We start from the raw sequence: 13,659 nt of genomic DNA on the forward strand, positions 1-13,659 counted from the left end.
ACCCCTTATTTTACCGCGAGTTGCCGGGCTTAGCCCAGCACCGCGTCCCAGAGCTCGCGCACCGCCGCGCGTTCCTCCACCAGCTGCTCCGGCCCCACGCGCGCTTTCTCCACCCCCTGCATGCGCAGCTGATGCTGCACGCGGCGCAGGGTGCGGTAGGCGTCGGCGGCACGCGTGGCCAGTTCAGGCGCGATCAGGCCGGCCTCGCTGGCCAGGCGCAGCAGGGTGATGTTGCCCAGGTTTCGCACCAGCACCGGGTGCGTTCCCGCGTAGCACAGCACCAGGTACTGCGTGACGAATTCCACATCGACCATGCCGCCCCGGTCATGCTTTAAGTCGAACTTCTGGCTGGTGTTCGGGTGGCCGGCATTGATTTTTTCACGCATGGCCAGCACTTCAGCGCGCAGCGCCGCCTGGTCGCGGGGCTGCACCAGGATGGCTTCGCGGATCTTCTCGAACCGGGCGCCCACCTCGGCATCGCCCGCCGCATGGCGCGCGCGGGTCAACGCCTGATGCTCCCAGGCCCAGGCATGCTTGTTCTGGTATTGCTCGAAGGCTTCCATCGAAACCGCCAGCAGTCCGGCATCGCCGTCCGGCCGCAGGCGCAGGTCTACCTCGTAGAGCCGGCCGGACGAGGTCATGGTCGACAGCCAGGACGTCATGCGCCGGCCGAGTTTGGCGTAGACCTCGGCCGCGTCCTCGCGCGGATCGTCAAACAGGAAAACCAGATCCAGGTCCGAGGCATAACCCAGTTCCTTGCCGCCCAGCTTGCCGTAGGCGATGACGGCGAAATAGGGCAGGGCGCCCGGCACCTTGTTCACGAGTGGCCAGGCGCGGCGGATGGTTTCGGCCAGCAGCAGGTCGGCTAGCGCCGACAACTGGTCCGCCAGTTTTTCGACAGTGAGCTCACCTTCCAGATCCTGCGCCAGCAATTGGAAGCTGGCCTGGCGCTGCACGTCGCGCATCAGGTTCATCTGGCGCTCGATGTCGGGATCGCCGTCGGGCAGCTTGCAGGCGTCCAGGTCGGCGGTCAGTTGCCGGGCGATCTGTGCGAAGTCCAAGGGTTCGAACAGCGTGCGCCAATCGATCAGGCTGTCCAGCAGCAAAGGATGCTGGGTCAGGTACTGCGCAGCCCAGGGGCTGGCGGCGACCATGCGCGCCACGCGCGCCAGCGTGTCCGGGTATTCGGCCAGGAGCGCCAGGTAGGCGCTGCGCTGGGCGATCTTTTCGATCAGGTCGAACAGGCGGACGGCCGCGTCCAACGGCGCCGGGGTCTGGCGCGCGGCGCGCAGGGCGGCCGGCAGCAAGGCTTCCATGCGGCGGCGGCTGCTGTCGGGCAGGCTGCGCACGCGGTGGCTGCCCAGCAGGGTTTCGGTGCGGCGCAGCAGGTCTTGCGCTTCGTCGCCGAAGGCCTGCCGGATCTGTTCGGCAAGCTCGCATTCGTTGTCGGGCGTTTCGGGGGCGTCATCGGCCGGCGTGCTGGTGTCTTCCGCGTCGCCCATGCCCACCATGCGGAACACGTTGCGGAAGGTCTGCGAGACGAACTTGCGGTGTGCGGCAAGCGTGCTTTCGAATGCTTCCGGGCTCATGCCCAGGGCGGCGGCCAGCGCGGCGCGCTGGGCCGGGTCGCCGGGCAGCAGATGGGTCTGCTCGTCTTCGCGGTACTGCAAGGCGTGTTCGGTGCGGCGCAGGTAGCGGTAGGCTTCCTCCAGCCGCCGCGCGTCGTCTTCCGGTATCAGGCCCGCCAGTTGTTCGGCGTGCAGCGCTTCAAGCAGGCCGCGCTTTTGCAGCGCGGGCATCCGGCCGCCTCGGATCAGCTGGGCCAATTGCACGACGAACTCGATCTCGCGGATGCCGCCGTCGCCCAACTTGATGTTGTTGGCGCTGTCGATGCCGTTGCGCGCCATGGCGCGCCGTTGCCAGTCCTGGCGGATGCGCTCGCGCAGCGCGCGCAGCGCGGCCAGCGCGTCGAAATCGAAATATTTGCGATAGACGAACGGCACGCGCAGGCTTTCCAGCTGTCGGGCCTGCGGCGCGCTGTCGCTGCCTTCGAAGGCCTGGGCGGGCATCAGGCGGGCCTTCAGCCAGGCATAGCGTTCCCACTCGCGGCCCTGGCCAATCAGATAGTGCTCAAGCGCGTCCAGGCTCCAGGCCAGCGGGCCGGAGTCGCCGTCGGGTCGCAGGCGCAAGTCGGTGCGGAATACCTGGCCGTTGGCGTCCACTTCGGAAATGACCGGCATCATGCGCCGCGTCAGGCGGCCGTAGAACTCGTGGTGGCTGATGCGGCGCGGGCCGTCGGTTTCGCCTTCTTCGCCGTACAGCATGATGAGATCGATGTCGGACGACACGTTCAGTTCGCAGCCGCCCAGTTTGCCCATGCCGACGATCAGCATTTCCTGCGGCTTGCCTGTAGCCGGATCGCGCGGCACCCCGTGCACGGCCGCCAGCTCCGCCGCCACGCTGCGGTAGGCTGCGGCCACCGCGATATCGGCCAGCGTGGTCATCGCGCCGACCACTTCCTCCAAGTCTGCCTGGCCCGCCAGGTCGCGCACGATCAACGTGCTGAAGACGCGCTCGCGCAGCTTGCGCAGCACCATGCGGCAGGTATCCACCGGCAGCGTAGCGGGGGCGTCGGGCCCGGCGAGTTCAGACTGCCATTGCGCAAGGCGGGCCGGAGTGACCGGCTCTTGCACGGCGTCAGCCAGCCAGGCGGCCAGGTCGGGATGGGCATCCAGGCGGCGGCGCAGGTGACCGGACCAGGCAAGGGCGGGGGCAAGCATAGGAGACGATGACATGGCGTAAGGGCGGGAGACGAATGGGCGCGTTTCAGGTATAAGTGGGGACGATACCGCAAGACATCTTCTCCTGCCCACCACACACGATCCGTGTCTGTTTCAAACACCGTCCCCACGCCGCACGCGCGTCGCGTGCTCTGCTGCCTGTTTTGGGTCGCGCTGACTATTTATGGCGTGGTGGCCATCGGTCTCCTGGGCGTACGTTACTGGGTTTTGCCGCGTGTGGATCAGTGGCGTCCGCAGATAGAGGCGTATGCCAGCCAGGCGCTGGGCGCCCGCGTCACCATCGGCGGCATCCAGGCCAACTGGCAGGGGCTGAATCCCAAACTCGATCTTACTGCCGTACAGGTTTACGACGACGAAGCGGCACCGGTCCTGACCCTGCCTTCCGTCTCGGCCGTGCTGGCGTGGCGCAGCATCCTGGCGTTGTCGCCCACGCTGGTGCGCTTGCGGGTGGAAAAGCCCGAACTCACCCTGCGGCGCGACACCGCCAATCATCTGTGGGTGGCCGGGCAGGACATCGACCTGAACGCCAGCGACCATGAGTCCGACCTGAACCATCCGGCCCTGCGCTGGCTCGTTGCCCAGCGTGAACTGCTGATACGCGACGCGACCGTCGTCTGGCAAGACGATTTGCGCCAAGCGCCGGCGCTGACCTTGAACGGCGTGGATTTCCTGATGCGCAACGGCAGCTTGTCGCACCGCTTTGTGCTGCAGGCCTCCGCCGGCGAGGCCCTGGCCCGCAAGGTGGAGCTGCGTGGGGAATTCAACCGCAGCTTGTTCGCCGCGAACGCCGCCAATCCCGCGAACTGGAGCGGGCAGCTTTACGCCGAAGCCGATGACGTGGAGCCGCTGGCCTGGGCGCCCTGGGTAAAGCCGCCCCAGGTCGCGGGCCGAATCGCGGGCCGGGCATGGCTGCAACTGGATCGGGGCAAATTTACCGAATTGACCTCGGACATCGCCGTCAGGGGCGTGAACTGGTCGGCGGGCAAGGATGGCCCCGCGGTAAGCGGCGCTTCGGGCCAATTTCGCATACAGGGCCTGCCCGGCGACTTCATGCAGATCGAAGACGTGCCGCTCGCACGCAGCCCGGGCGCGGCGGACGCGTCGATCAAGGGCGCGGTGCAGCAGCTGCGGGTGACGCTGCCGGGCGTATTCGAAGAACCCACGCTGGCGGCGCGCGAGCTGGCGCTGGATGCCCAGATCAAGGGGCCGGATGCCCAGAACTGGTTCGTGGATGTGGCGCAATTGCATGTGGTCAATGATGACCTGGACGTGCGCTTGCAGGGTCAATGGCGGCGCGAGGGCAAGACGGCGGCGGGCAGCGCCGACATGCGCGGCACGATGGTGCGCGGTTCGATGCCGTCCATACACCGCTACCTGCCCCTGGAGGTCAATGCGGACGCCCGCGAGTGGCTGGCTACCGGCTTGCCGGCGGGCGAAATGCGTTCGGCCGCCATCACGCTGAAAGGGGACCTGGACGACTTTCCGTTCAATTCGCCGGGTGTCGTGGGTGAATTCGTGATCGCCGGCGCCTATGCCGGCGCTAAGGTCGACTATGCGCCGGCCCGGCCGCACCGCAAGGGCTGGCCCATGCTGGAGAACCTGTCCGGCAGCTTCCGCATCGACAAGGTAAGCCTGACGCTGGACAGCCCGGGCGGCGCCCTGATGCGCACCGGGGCGGGCCAGACGGTCAATCTGGGTGCCATGACGGCGACGATCCCCGATATGGACCATAACGCCGAGCTGCTGCTTGATGGCGAGACCTCGGGCCCCGTTCCGGCCTATTTGGCGGTGGCCGCGAATTCCCCCTTGGGCGAACTGCTGGATGGCGCATTGGACGAGGCTCGCGGCACGGGTGACTGGCGCCTGCCGCTGAAGCTGAAAGTGCCGCTGCTCAACACGGACGACACCCAGGTTCAGGGACGTATCGTGTTTTCGGAAAACACCTTCACCTTCATGCCCGAAATGCCCTTGCTGAGCCAGATGCACGGCGATCTGGAGTTTTCGGAGAAGGGCGTCCAGGCCAAGGATATCCGGGCGCAGTTCCTGGGCGGGCCGGTCAAGATTTCCGGAACGCTCGCGCAAGGGTCGGATGCCCTGCATTTCGACGGCACCCTGGCCGGCTCGGGCTTGTCGCAATTGAGCAATACGCCGTCCATGGCGCGTTTCAGCGGCAAGGCCGCCTACAAGGGCCGCGTGGGATACCAGAAGGGCGGTTCGGTCGAGATATCGATGGAGTCCGACCTGGCCGGCATGGCGATCGATATGCCGGCGCCGGCAGGCAAGCCCGCCTCGTCGTCCCAGTTGCTGAAGCTGCAATGGGGCGCGGCGCAGGACCGCGGTACCAAGGGCCGGCGCTGGTTGACCGCAAGCCTGGGCGAAAACGTCAACGCGCTGTTCGAGCGCGATCCGGGCGATGCAGCACCGTCTTACTTTGCGCGGGGAGCGCTGGGCATCGGCCGGCCGGCCAGCTTGCCCGAGCGCGGAATGAGCCTGAACGCCAGTCTGCCGGAACTGGACATGGACGGGTGGGAAACCGTGCTGGATGGCTTTGACGCGCCCGCCGGCAAGAGCGGGGCCAAGAAAACAGCGGCCAAGCCGGTGTTCCCCGAACCCGAGCGCGTCAGCCTGGCGACCGGCCTGCTGCGCGCCAGCGGCTACACGCTGAACGACCTGACGCTATACGCGACCCGGCCGGGGCCGGCGCAGTGGCGGGTGGATATCCAGTCGCGGCAGGCGACGGGGTCGCTGGAGTGGCGGGAAGCCTCCGGTGCGATCGCCGGTCAGATCACCGCCCGCCTGAAGCACCTGTCGTTTGGCGGCGCCGACGACACCAACGAGGCCGACAAGGCCCTGGCGTCAGGCAACGATTTGTCGGATATCCCGGCGATCGACCTGCAAGCCAAGGAGTTCTTCCTGTATGGCAAGAACGTGGGCGAGCTTCAAGTGGTGGGCACCAATCTGGAACGCGGCCACCAGTGGCGCCTGGATAAATTGTCGATCACCAACGACGCGGCCAATCTGAATGCCACGGGCAACTGGCGGCTGGAGGGGCCGGATCGGGGGCTGACGGTGGACGCCACGGCCAAGTTCGTCGATCTGGGCAAGTTCTTGAATCGGATCGGCTTCGAGAACATGGTGTCCGGCGGCGAAGGCTCGGCGGTCGGCAAGGCGACGTGGCGTAATCTGCCCTGGACCCACAACATCGCCGACGTGGCGGGCGAAGTCGATGTCAGCCTGGACAAGGGCCGTTTCATGCATGTGAACTCCCGCACGGCGCGGCTGCTGGAGTTGCTGTCGCTCCAATCGCTGCAGCGGCTGGCCCGGCTGGACGTGAACCCGACCAACCTGCTGCGCGACGGCTTTCCGTTCGACACCATCCGGGGGCGCGTGAAGATGGCGGACGGACAAATGTCCACCGAAGGCTACAAGATCACCGGCCCCGTGGCCACGATCGTCCTGGCGGGCGGGGTCAATATCATCCGCGAGCGCTGGGACCTGAAGGCAGTGGTGATTCCGAACCTGGACGCCAGCGGCGCGGCCATGGTGACGGCGCTGGCCGTGAACCCATTGATCGGCCTGGGCGCGTTCGTCACGCAATGGCTGCTTAAGCAACCGTTGGCGCGGGCGATGACCATGGAGTATTCGGTGACGGGTAATTGGGACGATCCCCGGATCGAACCGATTGACGGGTCGGGCAAGGAGCCCGACAAGCAGACGCCGCGGCCGGCCGATGCGGCGCCCCGCGGCCGCATGCCTCAATACATCGAACACTGAGCCAGCCATTGGCCAATAAAAAAACCGCCGGATGGCGGTTTTTTCATGGCGGGCAAGACCTGTCTTACTTCTTCTTCATCATGTCGAAGAATTCGGCGTTGGTCTTGGTGGCGCGCATCTTGTCCAGGATGAATTCCATGGATTGCACTTCGTCCATGTCGTGGATGAACTTGCGCAGCACCCAGACCTTTTGCAGCAGGTCCGGGGCGATCAGCAGTTCTTCGCGGCGGGTGCCCGACTTGTTCAGGTTGATCGACGGGTAGACGCGCTTTTCAGCCAGACGACGCTCAAGGTGGACTTCGGAGTTGCCCGTACCCTTGAATTCTTCGTAGATGACTTCGTCCATGCGGCTGCCGGTTTCGATCAGCGCGGTACCCAGGATGGTCAGCGAACCGCCTTCTTCCAGGTTGCGGGCTGCGCCGAAGAAGCGCTTGGGGCGTTGCAGGGCGTTGGCGTCCACACCGCCGGTCAGCACCTTGCCGGAGGCCGGCACCACGGTGTTGTAGGCGCGGGCCAGACGGGTGATCGAGTCCAGCAGGATCACGACGTCCTTCTTCATTTCGACCAGGCGCTTGGCCTTTTCGATGACCATTTCGGCCACTTGCACGTGACGGGTAGCGGGTTCGTCGAAGGTCGACGCCACCACTTCGCCGCGCACCGTGCGTTGCATTTCCGTCACTTCTTCCGGGCGCTCGTCGACCAGCAGAACGATCATGACCGCGTCGGGATAGTTGGTGGTGATGGCATGCGCAATGTGCTGCATCATCACCGTCTTGCCGGACTTCGGGCTGGCGACGATCAGGCCGCGCTGGCCCATGCCGATCGGGGCGAAGACGTCGAGGATACGGCCCGTCAGGTTCTCTTCGCTCTTGATATCGCGTTCCAGACGCATCGTCCGGTTCGGATGCAGCGGCGTCAGGTTTTCGAACATGATGCGATGCTTGATCGCTTCGGGCGCCACGCCGTTGACCTTGTCCACCTTGACCAGCGCGAAGTAGCGCTCGCCGTCTTTCGGCGTGCGGACTTCACCTTCGATCGAGTCGCCGGTGTGCAGGTTGAAACGGCGGATCTGCGACGGCGAAATGTAGATGTCGTCCGTGCTGGCCAGATACGAGGTCTCGGGCGAGCGCAGGAAACCGAAGCCGTCGGGCAGGACTTCAAGGACGCCGTCGCCAAAGATCTGCTCGCCTTGCTTGGCGCGCCGTTTCATGATGGCGAACATCAATTCCTGCTTGCGCAGGCGGTTGGCGTTCTCGATTTCCAGGCCAGCGGCCATTTCCAGCAGCTGCGAGACATGCAGCGCCTTCAGTTCGTTGAGGTGCATCGCGGTGATTGGTGGGGGAAAAGTAAAGGAGGGCTCTGGCGGCGCGCCACGGACGGGCTCGCGCGGTATTGAATGAGCGCCGCCTCCAGGGCGGCGCCTTCGTTCACAGCACGCAGTTTACAACGCGCCGTCCAGGAATGCGGTGAGTTGCGACTTCGACAGCGCGCCAACTTTGGTGGCGGCGGCTTGGCCGTCTTTAAAGAGCATAAGGGTCGGAATGCCGCGGATGCCGTATTTGGTGGCGGTACCCTGGTTTTCGTCCACGTTCAGCTTCGCGATCGTCAGGCGACCTGCGTACTCGGTGGCGACTTCTTCCAGGATCGGGGCAATCATCTTGCAGGGGCCACACCAGGCAGCCCAGTAGTCCACCAGCACCGGCTGGCCGGATTTCAACACATCGGCATCGAAGCTTGCGTCACTGACGTTCTTGATTTGGTCGCTCATGATGGTGATTCTCGGTTCGGCAGCAAAAGGCGCGAAAAAAAGGACGCGCCTTGCCGTTGTTCTTGTATGTGGAATGGATTAAAGCATACCACTGTCAATAACAACAGGCATACCACTGTTAATAACAACAGGGTTTGCTGGTTTTGTGTAGGATGTTGCGGCGCAGTCGTCGTGATCCGGGTGATTGAACCCTGACGCGCGGGCTGTGACTGTCATCATCCTACCGAATTCGAGGCTGGTCAGGTCGTGCGCATCCTACTGGGAGCCGCGCAGAATCTAGGCTTATCCGTAAAATGTCGGTTTTTTTCCACAGATGTTGGGGATAACTTGGCCACTCCACGTTACACCGAGGCGTCCATTCGCGTCCTGAAGGGGCTGGAGCCCGTGCGCCAGCGCCCGGGCATGTACACCCGCACCGAAAACCCACTGCACGTTGTGCAAGAGGTCATTGATAACGCCGCAGACGAGGCCTTGGCCGGCTACGGCAAACAGATCCAGGTCACGCTGCACATTGATGGCAGCGTGTCCGTCGAGGACGACGGGCGGGGCATCCCCGTCGGTCTGCATCCCGAAGAAGGCGCTCCCGTTGTGGAGCTGGTCTTCACCCGCCTGCATGCGGGCGGCAAGTTCGACAAGGCAGGCGGCGGCGCCTACGCCTTTTCCGGCGGCCTGCACGGCGTGGGCGTGTCCGTCACCAACGCGCTGGCCACCCGGCTGGAAGTGGTGGTGTGGCGCGACGGCGCGGTCAACCGACTGGTGTTCAAGGGCGGCGATGTCGCCGAACCGCTGGCGCCGTACGCCGAGGGCGGCCGCAAGAAGTCCGGCACCCGCGTGCGCGTCTGGCCGGATGCGAAATACTTCGACAGCCCCAACATCCCGTTGGGTGAACTGACGCACCTTTTGCGCAGCAAGGCCGTGCTGTTGCCGGGCGTTAAGGTCACGCTGATCAACGAGAAATCGGGCGACACCAAGACCTGGCAATACCAGGACGGCCTGCGCGGCTACCTGGCTGAAGCGCTGACCGGCGCCGAGCTGATGGTGCCGTTCTTCGAAGGCCAGCAGTACGCCGGCGCCGACCACGAGAACTTCGCCGAAGGCGAGGGCGCGCAGTGGGTGGTGGCCTGGACTGAAGACAGCAACGCCGTGCGCGAGTCCTACGTCAACCTGATTCCGACGCCTGCCGGCGGCACCCACGAATCCGGCTTGCGCGAAGGCCTGTTCGGCGCGGTCAAAGGCTTTGCCGAACTGCACAGCCTGCTGCCCAAGGGCGTGAAGCTGCTGCCTGAAGACGTGTTCGCGCGCGCCAGCTTCGTGCTGTCGGCCAAGGTGCTGGATCCGCAATTCCAGGGCCAGATCAAGGAACGCCTGAACAGCCGCGACGCGGTGCGCCTGGTGGGCGGCTTCTCCAAGAGCGCGCTGGACCTGTGGCTGCACAGCAATGTGGAATACGGCAAGAAGCTGGCCGAATTGGCGATCCGCCAGGCGCAGGCGCGCCAGCGTTCCGCCCAGAAGGTCGAAAAGCGCAAGAGTTCGGGCGTGGCGGTGCTGCCCGGCAAGCTGACCGACTGTGAATCCAGCGACGCGACCCGTACCGAAGTCTTCCTGGTCGAGGGCGACTCCGCAGGCGGTTCCGCCAAGATGGGCCGCGACAAGGAATTCCAGGCCATCCTGCCGCTGCGCGGCAAGGTGCTCAATTCCTGGGAAGTGGATCGCGATCGGCTGTTCGCCAACAATGAAATCCATGACATCTCCGTTGCGATCGGCGTGGATCCGCACGGCCCCGGCGATACGCCGGACCTGTCGGGCCTGCGCTACGGCCGCATCTGCATCCTGTCGGACGCGGACGTGGACGGCTCGCACATCCAGGTGCTGCTGCTGACCTTGTTCTACAAGCACTTTCCCAAGCTGGTCGAAGCCGGGAACGTCTATGTGGCCAAGCCGCCGCTGTTCCGCCTGGACGTGCCGGCGCAGGGCAAGCGCCCGGCCCGCAAGATCTATTGCCTGGACGAAGGCGAGCTTGAGGCCGCGCAGGACAAGCTGCGCAAGGAAGGCGTGCGCGAAGGCGCCTGGGCGGTCAGCCGCTTCAAGGGCCTGGGTGAAATGAACCCGGAACAGTTGTGGGAAACCACGATGAATCCGGACACGCGCCGCTTGCTGCCCGTGGGCTACGGCGATCAGACGCCCGAAGACACCACCCGCATGTTCGACATGCTGATGGGCAAGGGCGAGTCCTCGCAACGCCGCGCCTGGATCGAAGAAAAGGGCAACCTGGCGGAGCTGGATATCTGATGACGTCCGCCACGCCCGGCCAAGCCCGGATGACCGTCGACATGACGGCCGACGATTACGCGGAGTTCGCGGCGTACGTATACAAGCGCCCTGAACTGCGCCGCCGCCGCTACCGTTCCCACCTGCGCTTCGCGGTCCTGATGATCGTGGCCTTACTGGCCTATCTGATCTGGCAGACCTGGGATGGCAAGGGGCCGGACTGGGGACGGATACTGCCCGTGTATTTCCAGGGCCTGGCCGTGGGACTGGGCATCCTGGCGCTGCTGGCGCTGGCCTACGAGTTCGCCTTGCCGCCGCTGGTCAGGATGAACACGCGGCGCATGCTGAAAAAGCAGCCTGACGACCTGTTCCTGGGCCGGCATCAGCTGGACTTCGGGCCCGAGGGCATCTCGGACACGACCGCAACCGCCTCGGGGCGCATGGAGTGGTCCGACATCCGCCGGGTGGAAGAGACCCCGCAGCACCTGTACGTCATCCTCGGCACCTTGCAAGGCGTAATCATTCCCAAGCGCGGCCAGGACGCCGCTACGTTGGAGGCGGTGCGCGCCCAATTGCGCGCGCATGTCGACGATACGCAACTGGCGCCGTCCGTTTGAGGCGCATTGACGCCGTTTCGATGAATTTGTCTACCTGAAACCATCATGACCGACAGCAATCAACCCGGCTTGTTCGACCCCACTCCGCCTGACGGCGATGGCGACGCCAACGCGGCCATCACGCTGGCGCGCTATGCCGAACAGGCCTATCTGGACTACGCGGTTTCCGTCGTGCGGGGCCGCGCCTTGCCCGACGTCGGCGACGGGCAGAAACCCGTGCAACGCCGCATCCTGTTCGCCATGCAGGCGATGGGGCTGGCCGCAGGCGCCAAGCCCGTGAAGTCCGCGCGCGTCGTGGGCGACGTGCTGGGTAAATACCACCCGCACGGCGACCAGGCCGCCTACGACGCCATGGTGCGCATGGCGCAGGATTTTTCGCTGCGCTATCCGCTGATCGACGGCCAGGGCAACTTCGGCTCGCGCGACGGCGACAACGCCGCGGCGATGCGATACACCGAAGCGCGCCTGACGCCCATCGCCAAGCTGCTGCTGGATGAGCTGGACGAGGGCACGGTGGACTTCGTGCCCAACTACGACGGCAGCCAGCAAGAGCCGCAGATGCTGCCGGCGCGCTTGCCCGTGATGCTGCTGAATGGTGCCTCGGGCATCGCAGTCGGCATGGCCACTGAAATCCCGTCGCACAACCTGCGTGAAGTGGCCCAGGCCTGCGTGGCGCTGATCAAGCATCCGCAATTGCCGGACGAAGAGCTGCACGCCATGATCCCCGGCCCCGACTTCGCCGGCGGTGGCCAGATCATTACGCCCGCCGCTGATATCGCGCAGATCTACCGCGCCGGCCGCGGTTCGCTGAAGGTGCGGGCCCGCTGGCAGTTCGAGGAAATGGCGCGCGGCCAGTGGCAACTGGTGATTACCGAGCTGCCCCCGGGCACGTCGGGCCAGAAGGTCCTGGAAGAGATCGAGGAAATCACCAACCCGAAGGTCAAGTCCGGCAAGAAGAGCCTGACGCCCGAGCAGACGCAGGCCAAGGCGGTCATGCTGAACCTGCTGGATGCCGTGCGCGACGAATCCGGCAAGGACGCCGCGGTGCGCCTCGTCTTCGAACCGAAGACCTCGCGCGTGGACCGTGACGAATTCGTCAACACGCTGCTGGCGCAGACCAGCATGGAAAGCAGCTCGTCGATCAACCTGGTGTGCATCGGTACCGACGGCCGGCCGCGCCAGAAGGGCCTGCGCGACATCCTGGTCGAGTGGGTGGCGTTCCGCACCAATACCGTGGTGCGCCGCACGCGCTTCCGCCTGGACAAGGTCACCGACCGCATCCACGTGCTGGAAGGCCGCATGCTGGTCTACCTGAACGTGGACGAAGTCATCCAGACCATCCGCGAATCGGACGAGCCGCGCGCCGCGCTGATGGAACGCTTCAAGCTGTCCGAACGCCAGGCCGAAGACATCCTGGAAATGCGTTTGCGTCAATTGGCCCGTCTTGAAGGCTTCAAGATCGAGCAGGAACTGGCTGACAAGCGTAAGGATCAGATCTCGTTGCAAGAGCTGCTGGACAACCCGAACACGCTCAAGCGCCTCTTGATCAAGGAAATCGAGGCTGACTCCAAGCAGTATGGCGACGACCGCCGCACCCTGATCGAGACGGCCGAACGCGCTGTGCTGGAAACCAAGGTGCTGGACGAGCCGGTCACGGTCATCGTGTCGCAAAAGGGCTGGCTGCGCGCCCGTCAGGGCCATGGCCACGACGCCTCGCAATTCGGCTTCAAGCAGGGCGACGACCTGTACGGCGCCTTTGAGTGCCGCACCACCGACACGCTGATTGCAATGGGCGACAACGGCCGGGTGTATTCCGTGCCAGTCGGGGGGCTGCCTTCGGCGCGTGGCGACGGCCAGCCGGTTACCACCATGATCGACCTGGAGTCCGGCACGCGCATCGTGCATACCATTGCTGCGGCGCCGGACACGCGTTGGCTGTTGGCCACCCGCGGCGGCTACGGCTTTGCCGCCAAGCTGTCCGACATGGTCAGCCGCCAGCGCGCCGGCAAGCAGTTCATCACCCTGGAAGAGGGCGACGAGATGCTGCGCCCGGTACCATTGTTCGACGGCGCCACGCAATTGGCCCTGCTGTCTGCCAAGGGCAAGTTCCTGGTCTTCGGCCTGGACGAGTGCAAGTCCTTGTCCGGCGGCGGCCGCGGCACCATCCTGATGGGCCTGGACGCCTCGGACAAGCTGGACCAGACGGTGCCGATCGGCGCCCGCGGCCTGCGCGCCACGGGCATCTACCGCAATAAGCTGACCGAAGACATCCTGGTCGGCGACGCCCTGGCGCCCTATGTGGGCAAGCGTGCGCGCAAGGGCCGGCAGCTGGACGTGCGTCCCAAGCAGCCGGTGCTGTCGCCCGTACTGGGGTGATGGCGGGCCGACAGGGAGCGAATCCGCTCCCTGCCTGGCGACAAGGAAGGGCGGG

General features: G+C 65.2%; 7 protein-coding genes. 4 read left to right on the forward strand and 3 right to left on the reverse strand.

Annotated features, from left to right (window positions below; genetic code table 11):
- Nucleotides 1-29: 29 nt before the first annotated feature.
- Nucleotides 30-2,795 (reverse strand): bifunctional [glutamate--ammonia ligase]-adenylyl-L-tyrosine phosphorylase/[glutamate--ammonia-ligase] adenylyltransferase, encoded by a 2,766-nt coding sequence (gene glnE / locus AC3WMU_RS28660; protein ID WP_492283334.1) that lies wholly within the window; start codon nucleotides 2,793-2,795, stop codon nucleotides 30-32.
- Between the two features lie 90 nt (nucleotides 2,796-2,885).
- Here glnE and AC3WMU_RS28665 point away from each other — a divergent pair, with 90 nt between their 5' ends.
- On the forward strand, nucleotides 2,886-6,575 hold the full coding sequence (locus AC3WMU_RS28665) for a YhdP family protein (RefSeq protein WP_492283335.1): 3,690 nt from the start codon (nucleotides 2,886-2,888) through the stop codon (nucleotides 6,573-6,575).
- Between the two features lie 64 nt (nucleotides 6,576-6,639).
- Here the strand turns inward: AC3WMU_RS28665 and rho are convergent, their stop codons facing one another.
- Together rho and trxA are read right to left on the reverse strand one after the other, a co-directional pair.
- Nucleotides 6,640-7,899, reverse strand: coding sequence for a transcription termination factor Rho (gene rho, locus AC3WMU_RS28670; RefSeq protein ID WP_006218533.1), 1,260 nt, complete (start codon nucleotides 7,897-7,899; stop codon nucleotides 6,640-6,642).
- A 117-nt stretch (nucleotides 7,900-8,016) separates the two neighbouring features.
- A complete protein-coding gene (gene trxA / locus AC3WMU_RS28675; protein ID WP_006218534.1) occupies nucleotides 8,017-8,343 on the reverse strand; it encodes a thioredoxin TrxA in 327 nt (108 codons plus the stop codon).
- A gap of 327 nt (nucleotides 8,344-8,670) precedes the next feature.
- On the opposite strand from trxA, the gene parE reads away from it, so the two are divergent.
- The 3 genes from parE to parC are packed head-to-tail and all read left to right on the forward strand — an operon-like array spanning nucleotide 8,671 to nucleotide 13,604.
- Nucleotides 8,671-10,632 carry a DNA topoisomerase IV subunit B gene (gene parE, locus AC3WMU_RS28680; protein ID WP_088590933.1) on the forward strand — a complete coding sequence of 654 codons (1,962 nt, stop codon included), beginning with the start codon at nucleotides 8,671-8,673 and terminating at the stop codon, nucleotides 10,630-10,632.
- The gene (locus AC3WMU_RS28685; RefSeq protein ID WP_492283336.1) at nucleotides 10,632-11,228 is read left to right on the forward strand and encodes a YcxB family protein; all 597 of its coding nucleotides are present in this window, start codon (nucleotides 10,632-10,634) and stop codon (nucleotides 11,226-11,228) included. Before parE ends, AC3WMU_RS28685 begins: the two co-directional genes overlap by 1 nt.
- A 45-nt stretch (nucleotides 11,229-11,273) precedes the next feature.
- Complete coding sequence (parC, locus tag AC3WMU_RS28690) at nucleotides 11,274-13,604, forward strand: DNA topoisomerase IV subunit A (RefSeq protein WP_088590935.1); 2,331 nt, start codon at nucleotides 11,274-11,276, stop codon at nucleotides 13,602-13,604.
- Nucleotides 13,605-13,659: the final 55 nt, after the last annotated feature.

The sequence above is a fragment of the Achromobacter sp. FW305-C-13 genome, from assembly GCF_058783475.1.